The organism is Streptococcus mitis, from assembly GCF_902159415.1.
Taxonomy (GTDB): domain Bacteria; phylum Bacillota; class Bacilli; order Lactobacillales; family Streptococcaceae; genus Streptococcus; species Streptococcus mitis_BG.
In genome coordinates this window covers 146420-169593 of record NZ_CABGJU010000001.1, presented here as the reverse complement: position 1 = coordinate 169593, position 23174 = coordinate 146420, and the positions used below count along the sequence as shown (strand labels likewise).

18 protein-coding genes, 1 tRNA gene and 1 other annotated feature are annotated in these 23174 nt (G+C 38.3%); of the genes, 3 read left to right on the top strand and 16 right to left on the bottom strand.

Annotation, left to right across the window (positions count from 1 at the left end; genetic code table 11):
- Positions 1-69: 69 nt before the first annotated feature.
- Positions 70-2418: a cation-translocating P-type ATPase gene (locus FN031_RS00805; protein WP_398575105.1), complete on the bottom strand. Its 2349-nt coding sequence runs from the start codon at positions 2416-2418 to the stop codon at positions 70-72.
- Between the two features lie 119 nt (positions 2419-2537).
- Here FN031_RS00805 and FN031_RS00800 point away from each other — a divergent pair, with 119 nt between their 5' ends.
- Complete coding sequence (locus FN031_RS00800) at positions 2538-3287, top strand: lysophospholipid acyltransferase family protein (RefSeq protein WP_312847905.1); 750 nt, start codon at positions 2538-2540, stop codon at positions 3285-3287.
- 118 nt (positions 3288-3405) lie between these two features.
- Positions 3406-3478: transfer RNA gene (locus FN031_RS00795), tRNA-Thr, on the top strand.
- Between the two features lie 314 nt (positions 3479-3792).
- Here the strand turns inward: FN031_RS00795 and pyk are convergent.
- The 14 genes from pyk to FN031_RS00725 form a co-directional block, all read right to left on the bottom strand.
- Positions 3793-5298 (bottom strand): pyruvate kinase, encoded by a 1506-nt coding sequence (gene pyk / locus FN031_RS00790; protein WP_142556774.1) that lies wholly within the window; start codon positions 5296-5298, stop codon positions 3793-3795.
- Positions 5299-5359: 61 nt separating this feature from the next.
- Positions 5360-6367 (bottom strand): 6-phosphofructokinase, encoded by a 1008-nt coding sequence (gene pfkA, locus FN031_RS00785; RefSeq protein WP_142556772.1) that lies wholly within the window; start codon positions 6365-6367, stop codon positions 5360-5362.
- Between the two features lie 82 nt (positions 6368-6449).
- On the bottom strand, positions 6450-9551 hold the full coding sequence (locus FN031_RS00780; protein WP_142556770.1) for a DNA polymerase III subunit alpha: 3102 nt from the start codon (positions 9549-9551) through the stop codon (positions 6450-6452).
- A 157-nt stretch (positions 9552-9708) separates the two neighbouring features.
- The gene (locus FN031_RS00775; RefSeq protein ID WP_142556768.1) at positions 9709-10143 is read right to left on the bottom strand and encodes a hypothetical protein; all 435 of its coding nucleotides are present in this window, start codon (positions 10141-10143) and stop codon (positions 9709-9711) included.
- A gap of 209 nt (positions 10144-10352) precedes the next feature.
- Positions 10353-10733, bottom strand: a complete 381-nt coding sequence (gene gloA, locus FN031_RS00770) for a lactoylglutathione lyase (RefSeq protein WP_004253875.1) — start codon at positions 10731-10733, stop codon at positions 10353-10355.
- A 56-nt stretch (positions 10734-10789) separates the two neighbouring features.
- On the bottom strand, positions 10790-11149 hold the full coding sequence (rplT, locus tag FN031_RS00765; protein WP_000124834.1) for a 50S ribosomal protein L20: 360 nt from the start codon (positions 11147-11149) through the stop codon (positions 10790-10792).
- A 49-nt stretch (positions 11150-11198) separates the two neighbouring features.
- Positions 11199-11399, bottom strand: coding sequence for a 50S ribosomal protein L35 (gene rpmI, locus FN031_RS00760; RefSeq protein WP_001125942.1), 201 nt, complete (start codon positions 11397-11399; stop codon positions 11199-11201).
- A gap of 32 nt (positions 11400-11431) precedes the next feature.
- Entirely contained in the window at positions 11432-11962 is a 531-nt protein-coding gene (gene infC / locus FN031_RS00755; RefSeq protein ID WP_075567881.1) for a translation initiation factor IF-3, read from the bottom strand.
- 15 nt (positions 11963-11977) lie between these two features.
- Positions 11978-12108: a sequence feature (ribosomal protein L20 leader region), on the bottom strand.
- A 100-nt stretch (positions 12109-12208) separates the two neighbouring features.
- On the bottom strand, positions 12209-13597 hold the full coding sequence (gene pgdA, locus FN031_RS00750; RefSeq protein ID WP_142556766.1) for a peptidoglycan-N-acetylglucosamine deacetylase PgdA: 1389 nt from the start codon (positions 13595-13597) through the stop codon (positions 12209-12211).
- A gap of 114 nt (positions 13598-13711) precedes the next feature.
- The gene (gene ezrA, locus FN031_RS00745) at positions 13712-15439 is read right to left on the bottom strand and encodes a septation ring formation regulator EzrA (protein WP_075567883.1); all 1728 of its coding nucleotides are present in this window, start codon (positions 15437-15439) and stop codon (positions 13712-13714) included.
- Between the two features lie 78 nt (positions 15440-15517).
- The gene (gene gyrB, locus FN031_RS00740) at positions 15518-17464 is read right to left on the bottom strand and encodes a DNA topoisomerase (ATP-hydrolyzing) subunit B (protein WP_142556764.1); all 1947 of its coding nucleotides are present in this window, start codon (positions 17462-17464) and stop codon (positions 15518-15520) included.
- Positions 17465-17719: 255 nt separating this feature from the next.
- Positions 17720-18268 carry a DJ-1 family glyoxalase III gene (locus FN031_RS00735; RefSeq protein ID WP_142556762.1) on the bottom strand — a complete coding sequence of 183 codons (549 nt, stop codon included), beginning with the start codon at positions 18266-18268 and terminating at the stop codon, positions 17720-17722.
- An 11-nt stretch (positions 18269-18279) separates the two neighbouring features.
- Entirely contained in the window at positions 18280-19503 is a 1224-nt protein-coding gene (locus FN031_RS00730; protein WP_142556760.1) for an FtsW/RodA/SpoVE family cell cycle protein, read from the bottom strand.
- 30 nt (positions 19504-19533) lie between these two features.
- Positions 19534-21984 (bottom strand): bifunctional DnaQ family exonuclease/ATP-dependent helicase, encoded by a 2451-nt coding sequence (locus tag FN031_RS00725; RefSeq protein WP_142556758.1) that lies wholly within the window; start codon positions 21982-21984, stop codon positions 19534-19536.
- Between the two features lie 121 nt (positions 21985-22105).
- Here FN031_RS00725 and FN031_RS00720 point away from each other — a divergent pair, with 121 nt between their 5' ends.
- The gene (locus FN031_RS00720) at positions 22106-22291 is read left to right on the top strand and encodes a hypothetical protein (protein ID WP_142556756.1); all 186 of its coding nucleotides are present in this window, start codon (positions 22106-22108) and stop codon (positions 22289-22291) included.
- A gap of 22 nt (positions 22292-22313) precedes the next feature.
- Here the strand turns inward: FN031_RS00720 and FN031_RS00715 are convergent, their stop codons facing one another.
- Positions 22314-23165, bottom strand: a complete 852-nt coding sequence (locus FN031_RS00715) for an NAD(P)H-hydrate dehydratase (RefSeq protein ID WP_142556754.1) — start codon at positions 23163-23165, stop codon at positions 22314-22316.
- Positions 23166-23174: the final 9 nt, after the last annotated feature.

The window sequence follows — 23174 nt, the reverse complement described above, 5'->3', positions numbered from 1 at the left end:
TATTATACCATATTTTATCTGGCAATCCTGCACCTAAAAAAGACCGCAATCATGGATTGCAGTCTTTCTTTATCTTTTAACTTGATAACGACTTGTCAGTATGAAAATCACAATAAAGACGAGCATCATTATGCCATAGATAGGAAATGTTTGACCTGTAAGTGTTGAAATTTCAAGCAACTTTTGGATTCTTGGGAATAGAGCTGTTCCAAGGAAACCTCCAATTGACCAAATAATCAATAACACACGCCACAGGCTAAATGGCAAGCAAGCTCTAACTACAGACATGAAACCAATCGATGCCAATAGATAATACAAAAGTGTCGAAATTTCAATGGCTGTCCAGTCTTGACTGGTTCCAAAAATTTTAACAAAGAGAACACTAAAGACTACCATCAAGGCACTTGGTAAAGCTCGAAGCATGGATTTTCTGAGAAAGTTTTGTTCCACAGGTTTGATATTTCGTTCAAAAGTTAATACAAACGGTGGGAATCCTTCCACAAACTGGTCAATCATAGTTATCTGAATCGGAATGAATGGGAAAATCAAAATCCATTCAGTACGTCCCAACAAAGCACTGGCAATACAGATAACTGCTAGCAAGAATGAATAGATTGTCTTAATCAAGAAAATCGGAGCAATGTGGGCAATATTATTGACCACACGACGACCTTCGAAGAGAATCTCAGGAACATCATTGAAATCTGAATTCAAGAGGACCAGATTTGCAATCTGACGAGTTGCTGGGTCCCCTTCAGCCATAACAATGGAACAGTCTGCCTCACGGAGAGCTAGGATATCATTAACACCATCCCCTGTCATTGCTGTAGTATATCCTGCTTTTTTCAGAGTTTGGATGATCAATTTCTTCTGATGTGGAGACACACGGCCAAAAATAGCTGTTTCTACTGCTATAGCAATCAATTCTTCATCTGAAATTTTTGAACAATCTACATAACTTTGGTAATCTACAAACCCAGCTTTCTGCGCAATACTTGATACAGTAACCGGATTATCGCCAGAGATAATTTTCAGCCCTACTTGTTGCGTTCGTAAGTAATCAAGTGTTTCTGCAGCTCCTTCACGGATAGGATCCAAAATTTCTAGAAGCGCCAATGCCAAGATTGATTCTGGTCGTTTAGGTCTCTGATAGTCTAATTTTTCTTGACTAAGAGCCAAAACTAAGACACGTGAGCCGCGTTCTAAGGCTGCTCTAGCTTCTACTACTTCCTTATCTAGCAACATTTCAGGGGCACCAAGGAAAATAGTCCCAAGCCCCTCCATCTCCATAGCTCCCCACTTACGGTCGCTAGAAAATGGAACACTTGATGAAATTGAGTAACTAGCTTGCCCTTGGAATCGATGACGGATAGCTTGAGCAGTAGGATTTTTGTCTTCACTGTGAGCCATATAGCTAGTTAAGATGGCAACAATAGACTGCTCATCATAAACTTCTGTCAAAGGTAACAGTGAATCAACCTTCATTTTTCCTTGAGTGATGGTCCCTGTCTTATCCAGACAGAGCATATCTACACGCGCCAATGTCTCAACTGAGTACATCTCCTGTACCAAGACCTTTTTCAAACCAAGCTTGATAACAGCGGTTAAGAGAGAGGTGATAGTCAAGAGCGCAATTCCTTTAGGCAGCATTCCCAAAAGAGCTGTAGATGAATTGACTACAGAAGATTTCAGTGGCAAACCTTTTAAGACCAAGGCTTCAAGCAAGAGAGCAATTCCAAAAGGAATAATGATTTTCCCAGTAAAGCCGGCTAGTTGGTCTAGCGATTTCATGATACGTGAGTTGATTGGCTTCACCGTTTTGGCTTCAAGCATGAGCTTAGCTGCGTAGTTGTCCGCCCCCACATGTTTGACCTTGGCAAAGACGGAACCACTGACAAGAAAGCTACCTGACATCATTAAGTCTTCAACTTCCTTTTGGACCAAGTCACTTTCACCCGTTAACATGGCTTCGTTGACTTCAGCAAAACCTTCTAAGACCATGGCATCACTTGGAATCTGATCTCCTGCTGACAAGCGAATCACATCGTCTAAAACAAGTTCTTCAGGATCCAAAGCTATCTCTTGTCCATCACGAATTGTCGTAATCTTTTCTTTATTCAAGAGATTGAGTTTATCAACCATATGTTTAGCACGAAGTTCGGTTACAATCCCAGAAAAAGCATTAAAACAGATAACTGCAAAGAAAACTAGATTGCTCCAAGCTTGAACAAAGGCGAGCGCTAGGGCAATGGCAAAATTTAAAGCATTGAATAAAGTAAAGACATTTCTCTTCACTATCTGCCAAGTACTCGTGCTAGCTGAAGCCTTAAAATCATTGACTAGTCCCTGTTTCTGACGATCTTTAACTTCTGATTGGCTTAAGCCTATAATTTTATTTTTATCCATAAATTCTATCATATCATTTTTTTTTGAATAATTCTAATTTCATATAAAGAGCTTTTCAGACTATACAAAAAACATTTGCCTGTCCTAGTATGATAAGGTATAATAAAAGAAAGAAAACTGAAGGAGACATCATGTTTTATACCTATCTACGTGGGTTGGTTATGTTGATTCTATGGTCAATCAATGGAAATGCTCACTTTCACAATACTGAAAAAATTCCAAGTATGGATGAGAATTATATCCTTGTGGCCCCACATCGTACATGGTGGGATCCCGTCTACATGGCTTTTGCAACCAAACCAAAACAATTTGTTTTTATGGCAAAAAAAGAACTCTTTTCAAATCGTATCTTTGGGTGGTGGATTCGTATGTGCGGTGCCTTCCCTATTGATAGGGAAAATCCTAATGCCTCTGCTATCAAATACCCAATCAATGTCCTTAAAAAGAGCAATCGCTCACTGATTATGTTCCCAAGTGGTAGTCGCCATTCCAACGACGTTAAGGGTGGTGTTGCTCTGATTGCGAAAATGGCTAAGGTTCGTATTATGCCGGTTACTTATACTGGTCCTATGACTCTAAAAGGACTTATCAGCCGCGAGCGAATTGATATGAATTTCGGAAATCCTATTGACATCTCAGACATCAAAAAGATGAATGATGAGGGAATTGAGATGGTTGCAGACCGCATCCAATCTGAGTTTCAACGCCTAGATGAGGAAACAAAAGAGTGGCACAACAATAAAAAACCAAACCCACTCTGGTGGTTTATTCGTATCCCTGCCCTAATCCTAGCTATCTTAGTGGCGTTCTTTACAATTATTTTTAGTTTTATTGCAAGCTTCGTTTGGAATCCAGACAAAAAACGAGAGAAATTACAATAAAGTGATTGTGGCTTAAGGTTTATCAACCTTAAGCTTTTTATCATAGTATCAGTTAATTTCTTGTAAATCTAAGCCAATATTGACAAAAATTTGAATCTGTAGTATACTCTTTTGGTAAGCTGATTTAGCTCAGTAGGCAGAGCGCATCCATGGTAAGGATGAGGTCGCCGGTTCGATCCCGGCAATTAGCATCTTTTATCCGTCCCTTGATAACGGGACGGATTTTTCTTGACATTTTCTCTCCCTTATAGTAGAATAGTCTCTGCGATGAGTCGATAAGTAGCGAGAGCTACTATTGAGCATAAGGAGGTCATAACGCAGGAGCGGACCTTGAGAAATTGTGTGAACCAGTTTCTCACATGGAGATGCCTCTCATACTTTCTGGTTTTGCCAGAAAGTTTTTTTATTGTCTCCATATCTACTACTTCTAATAAACTTTTTAACATCAAAAAAACCTATCATACAAGCTCTAAGGCTTGATGTGATAGGTTTTTAAATTATTTTATTAACGTACCGTACGGATACGCATTGTATTTGTACGAACAGCTTCACCAAGAGGCACACCTGCAACAATAATCATATCATCACCAGATTGAACCAAACCTTGTTCAACGGCAATTTTCTCAGCAAGATCAAACATGTCGTCAGTGTTTGATGGACGGTCAGTAGTTACAGGAATAACACCCCAGTTCAACATCAATCCACGTTGTGTCAATTCGTCAAATGTGATAGCTAAGATATCAGCATCAGGACGATATTTAGAAATCAAACGAGCTGTGTGACCTGTCTTAGTAATGGTTACAATCAATTTAATGTTCATTGAACTTGTTGCATCTTTAACTGCAGAAGCCATAACTTCAGTCTTAGAGTGACGTTCAAACAAATCTGAGTTCAAACGACCATATTCGTTAAGAAGTGTTTGAGCATTCTTGTCAATAGTAGCCATTGTTGTAACTGATTCAAGTGGGTATTTACCGTTTGCAGATTCACCTGAAAGCATTGTTGCGTCTGTTCCATCGATAACAGCGTTAAATACGTCTGATACTTCTGAACGAGTAGCACGAGGTTTTTCAGTCATTGTTTCAAGCATGTTTGTTGCAGTGATAACGACTTTACCAGCTGCGTTCACTTTCGTGATAATGATTTTTTGGTAAACTGGAACCATTTCGAATGGTACTTCGATACCCATGTCACCACGAGCAATCATGATACCATCAGCAGCTTCAATGATTTCATCCAAGTTGTCGATACCTTGTTGGTTTTCGATTTTAGCGAACAATTGAACGTGACCGTTGCCAGTCTCTTCACAGATTGCACGGACTTCGTTGACATCTTTTGCAGTACGTACAAATGAAATTGCGATGAAGTTGATTCCTTGCTCAAGACCAAAGCGGATATCAGCGTTATCACGATCAGCAAGTGCTGGGAAAGGAATTTTAGTGTTAGGGATGTTTACACCTTTTTGTTTTGCGATGATTCCGACATTTTCAACTTCAACTATAAATTCACGGTTAGTAGCATCTTTTTCTACAACGCGAAGACCCAATTTTCCATCATCTACCAATACTTGGTGCCCTACTTCAACATCATCAAAGATGTCAAGACCACCAGCAACGTTCAAAGCGATAACTTCACGAGTTGATTTAATACCTTGTTTTGTAGCAACACGGATTGTTTCACCAGTTACATATGAATACTCTTTAGCATCACCTTCGAACAATTCAGTACGGATTTCAGGTCCTTTTGTGTCAAGAAGGAAACCAACTTTTTGACCAGCAATTTCTTCTGCACGTTTAACAGTAGCCATACGCTCACCTTGCTCTTGGTGGTCACCGTGTGAGAAGTTGAAACGGAATGTATTTGCACCAGCTTGGATCAATTTAGCAATGTTTTGTGCTGATGCTTCAACATCTAATTTTTCACCCCAGTATCCATCATCACCGAATTTTTTCCCACCACGGATTTCTACCGCAGGACCTAATGTAGCAACGATTTTAACACGTTTGTTCATATTTATAAGACTCCTTTATATAGTACAACTTTATTGTATTTTAATTTAACTGTTTGTAGGATTAAGACAAGCTCTTGTTCAAGTTAGATAGTTCTACATCTGCTTTATGTGGGTTATTGACAACAATCTTACCGTCAGCTGTTAAGCTAAACAAAGCTCCCTCTTCTGCTGTTCCAAGAATTGGATTTTCAACCATTTTCTCGTTACGAATACCGACAGCGACTCCACCGATTCCTTGTTTAAGAAGTTTAACGGCGTGTGCTCCCATGCGTGACGCTAGGACACGGTCACGAGCAGTTGGTGATCCACCACGTTGGATGTGACCAAGTTCTGTGACACGAAGGTCACTTGTATCGCCAGCTTCTTTTAGTTTTTGACCAAATTCAGCTGCTGACATGACACCTTCTGCTAAAACGATAATGTTGTGTTTTTTACCGTGTTCATATCCAGCTTTGATGCTTGCTACGATATCTTCAAATTTGAAGCCTTCTTCAGGGATGATGATTTCATCAGCACCTGTTGCAATACCTGCCCAAAGAGCGATATCACCTGCGTTACGTCCCATTACTTCAACAACGAAAGTACGACGGTGACTTGATGATGTATCACGAATTTTATCGATTGCATCCATTGCAGTTGTTACTGCAGTGTCAAATCCGATTGTAAAGTCAGTACCTACGATATCGTTATCGATTGTTCCAGGAAGTCCAATAGCAGGGAATCCATGCTCAGTCAGGCGCATAGCACCATGGTAAGAACCGTCTCCACCAATAACAACAACACCTTCAATTCCGTGTTTCTTCAATTGCTCAATTCCTTTAAGTTGACCTTCTAGTTGTGCAAACTCAGGATAACGAGCTGAGTGCAAGAAAGTACCACCACGAGAAATGATGTCTCCCACTGAAGCAGCATCAAGTGGTGAAATTTTACCAGCAACCATACCAGCATATCCATCATAGATACCAAATACTTCCATGCCTTCTGAAAGGGCTTGACGAACTACCGCTCGAATAGCAGCATTCATACCTGGGGCATCTCCCCCACTTGTTAAAACAGCAATACGTTTCATTTGGTTTTTGCTCCTTTTTCCTTTAACATTCTCCCTGATTATATCACAATTAAAATGAAAATTCTTCTATTTTCCGTAAATTTTACCGATAAATCGTTTTCATAACTATCCCACTCAAAGATTCTTGTAAAGCTATATCTTTAGTGACAAAATAGCCTGATGCAAGGACTGTTTTTTGCTCTTCTTCATAACGAATTACGACTGGCAGTTGGCCTTCATATTTTTTTAAAATATGATAAATTTCTTGATCATGATCATGATTAGCTACCTGAATCCAAAATCGTTCATGAACTGCTTCTTTAAGATCATTCAATACTAGCTGGAGTTTTCCATCTCTAGATTGAGCCTTACCATTCATATAGTAAAACTTTCCTTCTTGTAGATAGTCTCTCAATTGGCGATATCGCTCTGAAAAAACAGTCACTTCTAGCTTTGTTTTGCTGTCACTAACTTTCAAAAAGGCCATATTTTCACCTTTTTTTGTTCGAATAACACGAATCGATAGAATCTCAACGAGCACTGTAGCTGTTTGTCCCTCAGATAAGTCAGATAAGCTAGTGATAGGATAGATGGCTTTTTTAGCTAAAGCAACTAAAGGATGCTGACTGATCCCCACACCTAACCATTCCTGCTCTTTTTGGAATTTCTCAATTTCAGTGTAATCATCTGCTTCTGCCCAACTATAGCTAGAATCTGCAAAGAGGCTACCTAACTCCTCTACAAAGATAAATAGAGTTGGTAGGTTGGTTAAGATTTTTTGTCGATTTTTCTCAAATCCATCAAAAAGACCTACTTCCACTAATGGGCTTAAGAGGCTAATCTTTTTATAATTTTTGGGTAATCGTGTGATAAAATCTTCAACACTGCTAAATGGACGATGCTCGATAATCCAGTAGGCAAAATCACGGGGCATTCCCTTAATACTCTTAAGTCCTAAATGAATTGTCTTATCTGCTAGTTTATCTTGATATGGAACCGTATTGATAGAAAGCGGAGCTAGTTCAAAGCCCATTTCAAGCGCATCTAGAATATAATCTCCGCTAGCATAATTGAGCATGACCTGATAGAAGATCGCTGGAAAATGTGTTTTAAAGTAGGCAAGTTGAAATGCCAGAGCTGCATAGGCATAAGCATGCGAACGGTTAAATCCGTAGCCCGCAAATTTTTCCATAACTGCAAATACTTGCTGAGCTTGCTCAGCAGCATGACCTTTTTTAAGTGCACCTTGAATGAAACTTTCTTCCATCTGATGCATCTCAGCAGCATTCTTTTTCCCCATAGCCCGGCGCAAAATGTCAGCCTTACCTAGGCTAAAACCAGCGTAACGCTGAGCTACTTGCATTACCTGCTCCTGATAGAGCATAATCCCATAGGTTGGTGCCAGAATATCTTCTAGAACAGGATCAAGTACAGTGACTTTTTCCTTACCATGTTTTCTTGCAACGAAGTTGTCAATATAATCGCTAGCTCCTGGTCTATTTAAAGAAGTTGTAGCAACCACTTCTTCAAAGTTCTCAGGTTTCACTCGTTTAAGAAGACGGATAGCTCCTGGTTGTTCAAATTGAAAGATCCCTTTTGTTTTACCTGCAGCAAAGAGAGCCAAAGTTTCTTTGTCTTCAAGGTCAATCTCCTCAATCTTCAAGGATACTCCTTTTGTCTTAAGCAATAACTCTTGCATTTTTTGAACAAATGTTAAATTTCGTAGACCCAAGAAATCCATCTTCAGAAGACCATTGCCTTCGACTCCATGAGCATCATACTGAGTAATCAGCATATCCTCACCATACTTAAGTGGAATGTAATCCGTTAGGGTTTTATCGCTAATAACTACACCCGCAGCATGAATGGAAGTTTGTCTCGGATAGCCTTCTATTTTTTTAGCTATTTCAAAGGCCTTTTGATATTCTATTTTGCTTTGAATCAACTGCCTAAAACTAAGATTTTTAGTATAGGCATCAGTCAGAGTATCCTTTGGTCCAATTTTTTTGGTAATGGCAGTCAATTCATACTCTGGAACACCATAACGTTTAAATATATCTCGGATGGCTTGCTTGGCTCCAAAAGTTGAATAAGTGACAATCTGAGCAGCATGGATACTACCATAACGGTCACGAATATAGCGAATAAACTCTGGACGATAGATATCTGGAATATCAATATCGATATCTGGCATGGTATAACGTTCACGATTTAGAAAGCGTTCAAAGATTAGATTTTTAGCTACAGGATCAATTCCTGTAATATCCAAAGCATAGGCTACAAGACTCCCTACAGCAGAACCACGTCCCATTCCCATATAATAACCTTGAGAACGGCCAAAACGTAAGAGATCCCAAACAACCAAGAAATAATCATCAAATCCCATATCATGAATCACTGATAACTCTTCTTCTAAACGAGCCTGATAAACCTGATTCCATAACCCTTTCTGCTCCAATCCCTGAATAGCTCTTTCCCGAAGTTCTTCAACAGCAGGTCTCTCTGGATTGAAACGTGGAAGTTTGAGACTACTATCAATTTCGTAGGAAGTTTCTTTAATCAATCTTGCAAGATTATCCAGTGCGTTTGGAAACTTCTCTTGGCAAATCTTTTCAAGACGGTCAGCCGATAAAAACAAGTCCTGTTGCGATTGAACATCAACCTCTCTCAAGGTTACGTTTTCTTTAATCGCTTTAAGCATCTGTAGAGCTTCTAAATCCTCAGACTCGAAAGAGTTAACACGATAAAGAGGGAGAAGGGGGTGAGAAACATTCAATTGAGGTGTATCTGGATACACTCCGATATAGTAGTCATGCCCTAAGTCCAAGGAATCAACTTCAGGATAGTAAGGAACAATGACACAAATATCTTCAAGGTAGGAAGAAAAATCAGCCCATTCTTTTTTACCTGTCATTTTTCGTGAAGATATCTTCATCAGGTTGCGATATCCAAGGTTTGACAGGGCTAGAAAACGTAGATTGAGCACTTCTTCTTTATGATAAACTGTCATCTCAAGACCTAATAAAGGTTGCATTCCCTGTTTTTGGCATTCTTTGATGAAATAATAGGCTCCATAGAGATTGTCTTCATCCATGATTCCAAGCGATGAATAGCCATATTCTTTCCCAAGGTTGACATATCTCTTGATTGAAACCATACTCTCCATGAAGCTATATACCGTTTTTGTATCTAGTTGGGCAATCACTCACTACCACCTCCCTTATTCTCTTTATATTATACCATTTTAGAAAATAGAAACACAATTTCTTTCTAATCATTAAACTAAAAAACCATAGCCTAAAAGGCTATGGTTTTATGATATGAAATAAGTTCGAAGAACAATTGCGCCTAGCTTTTTTAACTTAGTTACTTGTATCTTTCGTTAAAAATATCCCGATTAGAACCAGGACTAGTGAGAGATAAGGGAAAACCCTAAACATCTGCCAATCCGGGTCGAATGCTAAAAGTCCAGAAAGCAAATAAGATCCTGCACTCACATATAAGACAGTTTTATTTACTTTCTTGATTCCTATCCGTGTTAAGACAGTTGCTATAGCGTATGCAATTAAATTAGGACCTAGAAAAATCAAGAATACAAATCCCCATGGAGCAGTAAATAAAGCAAGAGTTATAAATAGAAGAATATAGGTAAGTGCCAAATAAAATGAGAAAGATAGAAGAGCCGAAGGTTTCTTGACTGCTTTTGAAGCATTCTTCATATCTTCCACCGAATTATTTTCTACAATTAGTTTATCTTCTTCTTTGTTTAGCTCTACATTTGGATTTTGGTCTGACATTTTTTTCTCCCACTAATTTGTTAAGTTATTTTTATTATATCCCAATTTGTCAAATTAAGCTAGACAGAAAAAGCCATCTATGTTAGTCTCAGATAAACGCTCACATTTGTCTGAAAGAAACTAACATAAATGACCTACACTCCTCCCTATCAAGTTTTTCTGAGTCAGGTGAAATTGTCTAACTCAATTTGACAAATGAGGAGTTTTTATTACTTTTCACGAATCACTTCTACCTTGTATCCATCTGGATCTTTAACAAAGTAATAGTTTGGTTGTGTTCCTGGAAGTCCATTTGGATTTGTCACTTCGTAACCCTTGTCGCTATGTTCTTTATGAAGAGCCTCAAGGTCAGGTGTGCTTAGAGCGATGTGAGCAAAACCGTCACCTACAACATAAGGTCCATGATCGTAGTTATAAGTCAACTCCAATTCATAATCATCGCCATCAAGACCTAGATAAACAATGGTAAAAGCGTGTTCTGGGAAGTCTAGACGACGCAATTCCTTAAATCCAAAAGCATCTTGATAAAAAGCGATTGATTTTTCAAGATTTTCGACTCGCAAGCAAGTATGTAGCATTTTTGATGCCATTTTTTCTCCTTTGTTTAAAAAAGACTGGGACAAATTTGCACCAGTCTTGTGAATAATTATTTACCAAGTTTTGCTTTCGCTGCATCTGCAAGAGCTGTGAAAGCTGCTGCATCGTTAACAGCCAAGTCAGCAAGCATTTTACGGTTAACTTCGATCTCAGCCAATTTCAAACCATGCATCAATTGTGAGTATGAAAGTCCGTTCATACGAGCTGCCGCATTGATACGTGTGATCCACAATTTGCGGAAGTCACGTTTCTTTTGACGACGGTCACGGTATGCATAGTAGTAAGAGTTCATTACTTGTTCTTTTGCAGTACGGAACAAGATGTGTTTAGCTCCATAGTAACCTTTTGCTAATTTTAAAATACGTTTACGACGTTTGCGTGATACAACGCCACCTTTAACACGTGCCATTTATATTTCCTCCAATATTTCCTAGAATTGTTAACTTACAAATACGCGATTATTTCAAGCGAGTAAGCATTGCTTTGATACGTTTGAAATCTCCTGAATGCACCATAGATGCTTTACGAAGATGACGACGTTGTTTCTTAGTTTTTCCGTGGAAACGGTGAGAAGTGTAAGCACGGAAACGTTTAAGTCCACCAGAACCTGTACGTTTGAAACGTTTAGCTGATGCGCGGTGTGTTTTTTGTTTTGGCATGATTTTTTCTCCTTTATTTGACTTTCCGACAATTATTTTTTGTCAGTTGCTGGTGCCAACTGCATGAACATTTGGCGACCATCCATTTTAGCACGTTGTTCGATGATAGCAATATCTTGTGTTGCTTCAGCAAACTCGGCTAAAACTTTTGCACCAATCTCTTTATGGGTGATCATACGCCCTTTAAAGCGAATGGATACCTTCACTTTGTTCCCTTTTTCAAGGAACTTGCGAGCATTGCGAAGTTTCGTATCGAAATCACCCTTATCAATAACTGGGCTCAATCGAACTTCTTTCACGGTCACAACGCTTTGTTTTTTGCGTTGTTCTTTTTGTTTCTTCTGGTACTCAAATTTGAACTTACCGTAGTCCATAATTTTCGCAACAGGAGGTTTAGCTTGAGGTTGAATGAGAACCAAGTCCACGTTCGCTTCATCCGCAAGTGCTTGCGCTTCACCAAGTGGTTTGATACCTAATTGCTCACCCTCAAGACCGATTAAGCGAACTTCACGTACACGAATTTCATCATTGATGAATAAGTCTTGCTTTGCTATGGTTTTCACCTCTTTTTTTATTTTAGAGAAAAACAAGAGCGGACTTGCTAACGCAAATCCGCACTACATGATTATAGTTCATTTCTGAAACTTGATCCGTAGGGGCCAGACAACGTTAGTCGCAAGGCGAGAAGTTCTCACTTCTGCTTTTCTCAACTTTTATATCATATCAAGTTTTCCCTAGTTTGTCAAGATAAAAGTTATTTTTTTCTATCTTTAATTTAAAAATCTATAAAAGCCTATAGTCATCATTTACTACTCACGCGAATAATATATATGATGTGGTTGCAATCGAGAATTGAGAAGTTCTGAAACAGTCACAAAACTATAACCTTGTTCTTTCAAATACTCAATAACTCGTGGAAGCGCATTGATCGATGGTTGATGGATATCATGCATCAGAATAATAGATCCATTGCTAACTTGGTGCTGAATTTCTGTTAAAATTTTTGTTTCATTCAGACTCTTCCAGTCCAAACTGTCTACATTCCACATAATAAAGCTTAAATCGAGACTATTACGAATATCATCAGAGATTGCTCCATAAGGCGGACGCATCAATTTAGAACTAGTTCCAAGAACACTGGTAATTGCAGATTCTGTATCTGTAATTTGTTTCTTTGCATCTTCTAGAGAAAGTTTCGTCAAGACTGGATGGTTCCAACTATGATTACCGACCTCATGTCCTTCTGATTTCATTCGTTTTAGAATGGACTCATTACCAGCTATATTCTTCCCTTGTACAAAGAAGGTTGCTTTTATGCGATACTTAGCTAAGATATCCAAAGCTTGAGGAGTCGTATTCCCATCAGGACCATCATCAAAGGTTAAAGCTACAACTTTTTTATGCTTTTCTCCTTGAATAGTCTCATACAGTTTAGCATCTTTTTCTGCTAGATACGCAACTTTAATCAGTTCAAAATAGTCAGAAATAAGAAGTCCTATTTCCCCTGTGTTTCCTGTTTGATTTACTGGGTATATGATAAGTTGACTATCCTTGTAGGCAAATTTCCAATTAGATAAATCCGTGTTCGAAAAGTCAGCTATAACTTGATTTACAAGTGTTTGCTCTACTTTCTTATCAAGAAGAGCTGATTTAATATCCTCTAATAATTTTCCTTTAGCTGCCGAAGAATCATTGAAGAATTGATCAAGAGTGAAGAGATTGCCATCTTCTTTAAGATAAAGCTGATTTAAGGTTGTATTCTCTAATTCTACAAGATTGGAATTTGACAAATCATAGACTTGTTTTTTAACTACTCTATTTTCAATTCCTCTGAATGAAGAATCTCCTTTTTCTGAATAATAGAAAATCAGATGTTCTTTTCCTTCTACCTTATCTGTAATATCTTTTATCACGATATCTTTGACAGGAGAAATAATACTATCTCCTCTCATTGGATAGTAGGTAATAATTTCTGATTTATCTTTACGGAAATGATCTTTTTGACTTTCTTGCGAAAAAGCACTATCTTTTTCAGATATTAATGCTTCAATCTTTTGTTCAAAGTTCTGTTTAGTTAATACTTTATGGGTGATTGCACCACCTAAAGCAAGTATTGTGAAAAACAATAATCCTACAAGGAAACCTAATTTCACACTATTATTCTCATCATTCTTTCGGGTTGTTCTCTTTTTTGTCATAGTCTTATCATATCAAATTTGAACTATAATTTCAATGAAAAGTGTGTATAACTTGATTCGATATAAAAGGAAAAATCCTAGAATTTTCTAGGATTTTATCTTTGATTTTATCTTTTAAAAACGAATCGTTTCTCTTGTTTTTTCATAAGATGTAACAAAGCGATTAGTTACACCAGGCTCAGCAAGTTCCAAAGCTTGAGATATTTTTTCAAAAGAAGCTTGATAATCAAACTCTGTCTCAAAGATATGCAAGGCTTCATGGAAAGCCTGCTGGATACGTTCATCAAATGATCTGTATCGGTTAGAATATTGTAGTAATTGCTCTGTCAAAGTAGCATTTTGAACAATACTGTACGTTTCAGCTTCCAAAATTTCCATATCATTTGTTGCAATCTCTAGAACACGATTAACAGACTCAATATTAATCTGCGACTGTTCCAATTCAGCCATTAGATCCTCTGTACTATGGCTTGCATCAAAGAATAGTTTCAAGAATTTTTGAGGAATACCTGGAAGATTTCTCTTTTCCATGTAACGCTTAATGGTATGTAGTCGGTTTACATAGACATTTGCTTTTTGACGAGCATTTACATCATCTTTTTCAATTTGAACCAAACGCTCACTAACACCGATTTGATCATCTTCAATATCTTTTAATGTAGTTTGAAGATTTTCTAAACGTTCTTTCAAGATAGAGTATGGTTCTGTTACTTCAGATTGCTCACTTGTCATCTCTTCAACAGTCGTACTCATTGCTGTAATATCAGCTTGCAGACGACGAACACGGTTCACGTCGCTCTCTGAAAGTAAGTATGTCTTACCTAGACGCTCCATATCTTTAACAAGAACTTCGTTATTCTCTTTCAAATGTCCAAGATAAGTAGGAAGCGTAGACATCAATTTTTCAAAAGCTTTTTCAGAAGCAATTTCACGTGTGAAGATATCGTAAAGTGCATTAATTTCTTCTTGGATTTGAGCATTTTCATACTCGGCATTGTCAAGTTCTAGTTTTCGAAGATTTTCATGGTTATTTTTTAATGCCTCATACAAAAGTTGAAGTCTAGATTCGATATCTGTTTCAACAAATTGATAGTTTGCATCTAAAAGCTTACGATAACCCGACTCTAAATCCTCTAATTGTTCTGGTAACTCAGTTGTCAGTTTAGCTACAATAGCTGGAATTCGATCAACAATATGAGTTAAAGCAAGAATATGATTTTCGGTACTATCTAAAACACCAGCAGCTTCAACAGGATCTCCAGAAGAATTCAAGGTTACAAATTGAGAAAACTCAGACTGGATGTGTTCTAGTTGTTTCTCAATCTCAGGTAAAGCTGCACCATATTGTTCAGAATTATCTGCTACTTTGTGCTGTAAACTTTCAAACAAGTCTAAAGCATGAAGTACACGCCCACTATTTTTTGATTCTTGTTTTTCAAGATCTGCTAAAGCTTTACGAATAGAATCAATATCTTCTTCAATCAGACTAATCTGGCTCTCGATTTGCTCTATTTGTTGACGAGCTTTCAAAAATCGGAAAGAATTGTTAAACCCTTCAGCTTCAAAGAGATTGTTCTCAATATCAGCAAACGAATTCAAGGACAAATCAACCCATTTTTGATTCCATTCACGAAATGCAACTTGACTTTGACCAATCAAATGCATGTTTTTCACAGCCTCTACCTCATCATTAACAGGAAGGTTGTAAAGTTCTTCTTTTCTTTGTTCCAAAGCTGCAAGTCTGCTACTATTGCGTTTACGAATTAAAACTGCCATTACATAAGCAACAATAAGTAGAGCGGCAACTGCAATCAAAGTAATAATCAATTGATTATCAGACATATCAAACTCCTTTTATACTTGACACAATTGTATTGATTATATCATATTTTTTTAATAGTGGAAACACTTTCCGCACTTTTATACGTCAAGAGTACTATAGACGGCATTTTCCTCAATAAATTCTCGACGTGGTTCCACGCGATCGCCCATGAGCATATCAAAAATCTTATCTGCTTCTGCGGCATCATCTACTGATACACGAGCCATGAGACGATGTTCCGGATTCATGGTAGTCTCCCAAAGTTGGTGATCATCCATTTCTCCAAGCCCTTTATAACGTTGAATGGTTGGTTTTGATCGACCTTCGCTATATCGAGCCAATGCTTCTTGTAATTGTTTTTCTTGATTGGCTCCTGGTTGAATATACTCTTTGATTTCACTACCAACCTTAACACCATAAATCGGTGGTTGAGCGATATAAACATATCCTGCTTCTAGAACAGGTTTCATATAACGATAAATCAGAGTTAATAAGAGCGTTCGAATATGAGCACCATCGACATCGGCGTCTGTCATGATAACGAGTTTTTGATAGCGAGCTTTACTAACATCGAACTCAGCGCCGAATCCTGTTCCCATAGCCGTAAACAAGCTACGGATTTCTTCGTTGGCAAGGATCTTATCCATGCTAGCTTTTTCAACATTAAGGATTTTACCACGGATTGGTAAGATAGCTTGAAACTCACGGTCACGCCCAGATTTAGCAGAACCACCAGCTGAATCTCCTTCGACAATAAAGAGTTCTGTTTCAGCTGGATTGTTTGAAGAACAATCTGCCAGTTTACCAGGTAAATTAGAGATTTCTAAACCCGATTTCTTACGAGTTACTTCTCGTGCTCGTTTGGCTGCCACACGAGCCTTAGCTGCCAAGATTCCCTTTTCTACAATTCGTTTAGCAATTTGCGGATTTTCCATCAAGAAATCTGAAAATGCCTCACTGAAAAGACGATTCGTGATTTTTACAACTTCACTATTCCCAAGTTTGGTCTTGGTTTGACCTTCAAACTGAGGATTTGGATGCTTGACAGAAATAACGGCTGTCAAGCCTTCACGGACATCCTCACCTGTTAGGTTATCTTCGTTATCTTTTAGAAGTTTGTTTTTACGAGCATAGTCATTGATAACACGAGTTAAGGCTGTACGGAAACCTTGCTCATGTGTTCCACCTTCATGGGTATGAATATTGTTGGCGAAACTCATGACATTCTCGTGGTAACCCGTTGTGTACTGCATCGCGACTTCCACTGTAATATCATCCATTTCACCATCTGTGTAGATTGGTGTATCAAAGATAACATCCTTGTTTTCGTTAATGTACTCAACGTAGCTCGCAATCCCACCTTCGTAGTAATAATGCTTAGTTTGTTCAAGTCCTTCACGTTTGTCAGTAATAGAAATTTGAAGCCCGCGGTTCAAAAAGGCTAACTCTTGAATACGTTTATTTAATTTATCAAAATCAAATGTCGTTGTCTCAGTAAAAATTTCTGGGTCTGGAGTAAAGTGAACGATTGTTCCAGTCCGATTTGTGTCTCCAATAATCTCAAGGTCTGCAACGACATGGCCACGACGGTATTCTTGGTAATGAATCTTACCGTTTCTATGAACACGAACATCCAACTGTGTTGAAAGAGCATTTACAACAGATGAACCCACACCGTGCAATCCACCAGATACCTTGTATCCGCCACCGCCGAATTTCCCTCCGGCGTGAAGAACAGTAAAGACTGTTTCAACGGCAGGTCGTCCTGTTTTCTCTTGGATATCAACTGGAATACCACGCCCATCATCGACAACTGTAATGGAATTATCAGGTTCAATAAAGACCTCGATATGACTAGCGAATCCTGCCAAGGCCTCATCGATAGAATTATCTACAATTTCCCACACTAGATGGTGAAGACCTTCTTTGGCAGTTGATCCAATATACATCCCTGGACGCATACGAACGGCTTCCAGACCTTCCAATACTTGAATTTGACTGGCATCATAATCTTGTGCCTGTTGGTTTTTAATATCTTCTGTCATTTTTTTCCTTTTTCTTACAAGTCAACACTTTATTTGTGTACCACGATCGTTTCAACATGTCTTAATCTGAAGGCAGATATCTCACTAAAAGCTTTATGGCAAGACAACTAGAAATTGGTCAAAACCATTTATATTCGTGATACTTTACACCTCCTCATTATACCATTTTTCCATTAAAAATGCGAATATTTCCTTTATTTTTAATAGTAAAAGAGAGAAATTCTCTTTTTGTAGAAAATCCCTCTCTCTTTTTTATTATTTTCCAAAAATGTCCTGATAAAGCATCCCTTTTCGTAAGCTTTCTGCATCTCCACCTAGTATTTCAACTAAGTGATAAGAAAAAGCTAAAGCTGTTGCAGGACCACGACTAGTAATGATATTGCCATCTACCACGACTGTCTCCTTGATATAGCTTCCATCTGCAATTTGTTCTTGAACACCATCATAACAAGTGAATTTTTTACCGCTAAGAAGCCCCGCTCGATTTAGGACAATTGGTGCGGCACAAATTGCTGCTAACTTCTTACCAGCTTGATTCAGGCCTTGCAACTCATCAATTAAGACTTCATTGTCACGTAGATTAGCTGATCCAGGCATCCCCCCTGGAAGAACTACCAAGTCATAGTCTGACAAATCTCCCGCAAAGACTAAATCTGGAATGACTTGAATACCGTGTGAACCAGTGACCTTATCTTCCAGTCCAACCATTTCACAAGTAATATTTGCTCGACGTAAAATATCTACAACTGTCAAGGCTTCAATTTCTTCAAAACCATTGGCTAACATAACTGCTACTTTAGACATTCTTATCCTCCTTATTTGACCTTTTTCAAAACGACTTTTTTACGTTTAAACTTGGCTCGACCACTTTTCTCATCAGCAAGGTGAGTTTGATAACTCATCGATAAGAGCAATCCAACACCAATTAAATTACTAATAATGGCTGATCCTCCTTGAGAAATAAAAGGCAAAGGAATTCCTGTCAGAGGAAGTAAACCTGTAACGGCACCAATATTTTCAAAAATGTGGAACAGTAACATCATGATAAAACCAGTTGAAATGTAGGTATAAAACTGATTATTGGATTTCAGAGTGATTTTGAGCATGCGATAGATTAATAGAAGGTAGAGTGCAATCACAATGACTGACCCAATAAACCCAAAATCCTCCGCAATCACTGTGAAAATCATGTCACTCTCTCTAACTGGTATTAGTAAATTGGAAACATTAAATCCTTGACCAAACAAGCCCCCACTACCAATAGCAATTTGACCTTGCGCCTGTTGATAGGTTGTTGTCTGCGCATAATCAAAGGGGTTTAACCATGCTAAAATACGGTTAATTTGATAAGTCGGCATCCCAATTTGATGCAAAAATGCTCGTCCATCCTTCGTGATGAAGATGGCTAGAAATCCAACAATAGCAGACATAGCTGTTAGAAAAATCGGGATAATAATTTTCCAAGAAACTCCTGATAATAAAACCATACCTGCAAAAATAGCAACGAAGACGAGAGCTGTCCCCAGGTCACTTTGTAAGGCCAGCAAAACTAAAACAGGAATCGTAAAGAGTACCATCCATAGAATTAGGAGAAAATCTAACCCAATGGTTCGTGCATCTTTTTTATGGTTCTTTGTAAAGGTAACAATGATATAAGCTAACATCAAAATATAGGATATCTTCATAAATTCAGAAGGTTGAAATAAGGTCATCCCTCCGAAAAATACCCAGTTTTTTGCTCCGGTCGCAGCTACTAGTCTAGGATTGTAAAAGACTAAAGGGAGGACCATTAGAATCAATCCTAAGCCATAGAGATATGGGGTGGCTTGCCACAAGAACTTGGTGTTAAAGAACATGACAACAAAGCTAATAATAATTCCGAGGGTAATCCAAGCTAATTGCTGTCCTAGTATTGACCAAATATTGTTAGGATAATCATGGCTAACAGCAATATAAATAGCTACTACACCAATTACCAGTAAACAAAATACTGGTAAAATCAAACTATAATCGACTCGAGAGTCGAGAGGACGTTTCATAAAGTTCTCCTTCTCACTTTTCTAATTCTCTTATGATTTTTTAAAAAATTTAGCTATTTTGGAAATAACTTGGCCTTGATTCGTTTCTTCCAGTCGACAATTCTGTGATAAAGACCTCACGATTTGTTTACCATATCGTTTGGTCAGCATACGACTGTCTAGAATAAGGACAATAGAGGTCTGATTTGAATGTCTCATTGTTCGACCAAGTGCTTGTTTTAGCCGAATAATAGCCATAGGTAGTTGATAGTCATAAAAAGGATTCTTACCTTCCAACCGCAGTTCCTGATTCATCTTTTTGGTAAAAAGGTCTTCAGGATTTTGGAAAGGAAGACGCGTCACCACCTCAATGACACGAGGATGAGCTGAAAAATCAACACCTTCCCAAAAACTACCTGCACCCAGTAAAAGCTCTCGCTCCCCTTTTTCAAAACGTTTTTTTAACTGAGCTGGTTCTCCATGCTTATACTGCGCTAAATGAGGGATTGACAAATAATCAGAGACTTTTAACAAAAGTTCTCTCGAAGTAAACAATACTAAGATAGGCTCTTTCAAGCTACTTACTTCTTCAATCAGATTGACAAGAGCTTGAGCATAGTCTTCTTGAGAAATTTCAGTCACCAATGGAAAATCCTTCACAACTAAGATTTCTTGGTTTTCTTGAAATTGTTCGTCTAGTCTATCAAAAGCAGCATCAGGAAATCCTAATAACTCTGGCAAAGAAACTCTACTACTAATCTCTAAAGTTGCAGAGATACCTAATAGCTGACAGGAGTCCGGAAAAATCTCAGAAAAGAGCAGACGTTGATGACGACTAGAAGAAATTAGAACCTTCTTACTAGAAAACTCCGAAGCGGATAACCAAAATTCACCATCTGAGCAGAAAAACTTCTGATACTCGTGGAGAATTGGCATATCTAATTCAGAAAAATCTTGTCGCAACTGTATCATGGTAGTGCTTGGACACATTCTCCGTTTCCCAGATAGAAACTGATCCATCAGATGACAAAGCTCAAATCGAATGCTCTCCATTAATCGTCTTTGAAGCATCCCGCTTTCTTGAGCCATGATATGGTCTAGTTGATCCACTAAATCATTTAATAAGAAAGACTTCTGTGAAAGATTTTCTAAGGTTAACAAGATTTTCTGGGCTTCATCTAAAATCAAGAGACGCCCCTCTAAGAGACTTGGGTCATCTTCTAGACGGGTAACCAAGTAAGCATGATTGGTCACCAATAATTGGCAACTACGGGCCTTTTTCTGGCTCCGTTTCCAAAAATCCTCTAACCAAAAGAGGGAATCCTTGGAAAGTTTACCATCATGAACTAGATTTGGCAAAAATTGTTGATAACGATAAAGCTGACCAATTTCATCTAGGTCACCTGTATCTGTTTCTGTTAACCAAACCAATAGTTGCATTTTAAAGCGTGTATAAAGACGATTTGTTTCTTCCTCTTGTAAAGCTAGATGAAGGGCATCAAGTTTCAGATAATTCTGTGGACCTTTAAGACTATGGATTGAAAGATGGAAGATCTCTTCTAGTCTTCTAGCTTCTTCTTGTATCACCTGATTTTGGAGAATTTTAGTAGGAACACTGAGTAGAATCCCTTTTTCATTTTCCAGAGATAAAGCCGGTAACAAATAGCCGTAGGTTTTCCCAATTCCAGTCTGAGCTTGAACAAAGGCAATTTGTTTATCTTGTAGGAAATCAAGAACTTTTTGAGCAAAGCTAGCTTGTGGGAGTCTATCTTCTAAGTCCAATAAGGCAATATTGGTCTGAAAATCTTTGGATAGCTTTCGTGGAGAAAGAAGTGACTTTTCTTTTTTCAAAAACAAGCCTTGAACTTCTATTAGATCATGCTCCACAAGGATGGACTGTTTCTGATAAACTTCCTCAATTACTATATATGACTCATATAATAGACTATCTGATAGGCTCAATAAACGTTCCAACAAACCTTTGGGCAGTTGAAACATTTTTTGCCTCATACAGAGAAATAGCTCTGCTGTTGCTTGAGCATCAGACAGGGCTGAATGGGCTTGCTCAAGGGGAATCCCCAACTCTTGGCAGAGAATCCCAAGATTATACTTCTCGAGTCGAGGATAAAATACTTGAGCCAACTCAACAGTATCAATGCGTGGCGTGCGCAATTCATAACCCTCAAAAAAGAGAAATTCCGCCAACAAATTAGCATCGAATTGAACATTGTGCGCAACAAAAATACCGTCTTTGACCAGTTCAAAAATCTTTTCAGCCACCTGAGAAAACTCGGGAGCTTTCGCTAGGCGCTCGTCAGTCAAACCCGTTAGTTCTTTGATATGAGAATCCAAATGTTCATGAGGGTTGACATCTGTAGCATATTGGTCAATAATCTCACCATCTTCAATGACCACAATTCCCACTTGGATAATTTTTGCCTTACTTCCGGTACTTGTTGCTTCTAAATCTACAACCACATACCGATTATTTCTAAAATTCATCACTAAAAATTATATCAAAATTTACACCATTTGACACCCATGAACTTTATTTGAAGAGTCAAGTTTCTTGCAAGATTTTTAAAAAAATGATTGAATAGAATTGAAGAGAAGGAGAAACATCATGAACCCAATGGATTTATTTAACAAAGTTAAAGAATTAATCGAAACAAAAGATTTCGACGCTGCTAAATCTTTCATCGAAGAGAATAAAGATCAACTCGGTGACTACTTTAGCCAAGCCCAAGACTTGATTTCAGGTTCTGAAGGACTTGACGGTCTTGTTGACAAAGTTAAAGGACTCTTCTAACATTCAAAAGGCACCTGAATAATCAGGTGTCTTTTTTTGATATTTTATTCATAAATAGGGGAATATGCTGACTAATGCTTGTCGGTAAGACTACGTAATTATCCTTAGATAAATCTTGAGCAATAGCTGAATGAAGGTAAGTCGCTACCACTATCCTCTCATAGAGACAGGCTTGATGAAACTGACCTGCAAAACCTGCAATCATCCCAGCCAAAGTATCTCCCATCCCACCAGTTGCTTGATAGGGCCCCCCAATCTCTAGTTGATAGTATTCAGACTGACCAGCTTGCCAAATCCGAGTCGCTGGCCCCTTCTCTACTAAAATCGTTTCTTGAGGAAAAGAAGAAAGAGTCCTAGCAGTCGTCTCCTCGCATTGATGCTCAATAGCTACACCTGATAATCTTTCCCATTCCTTTTGATGAGGAGTTAGGATAAGTTGACTAACAGGAAGAGGAAACTGATTTTTTGCCAATATTCCCAAAGCACCGCCATCGATTATCAAAAGCTGGTCTTTTCTGAGGCTATTAAAGACCTGTCTGACGAGTTCTTCTCCGAATGCATCCTCTCGCAAACCCGGACCCAGCAAGACAACTTCTGACTTCTGCAGTTGCTGCTCAAGTAATTCCTTTTCATCAAGGTCAAAAGCCATAGCCTCCGGTAAATGGCTATAGAGAGCTGGAATATTCTCTTTATCCGTTGCTACAGTTACCAAGCCAGCGCCACTTCTAACCGCCCCTAAAGCAGCCATTATAATCGCTCCACCATAGGGATAAGTTCCACCAATCAATAGAAGACGACCGTAGTCTCCCTTGTGACTGTGACGAGTTCTTTCTACAATGACTTTTTCTACTAAGGTTTGATCAATCACTTTCATCTTTTTTTC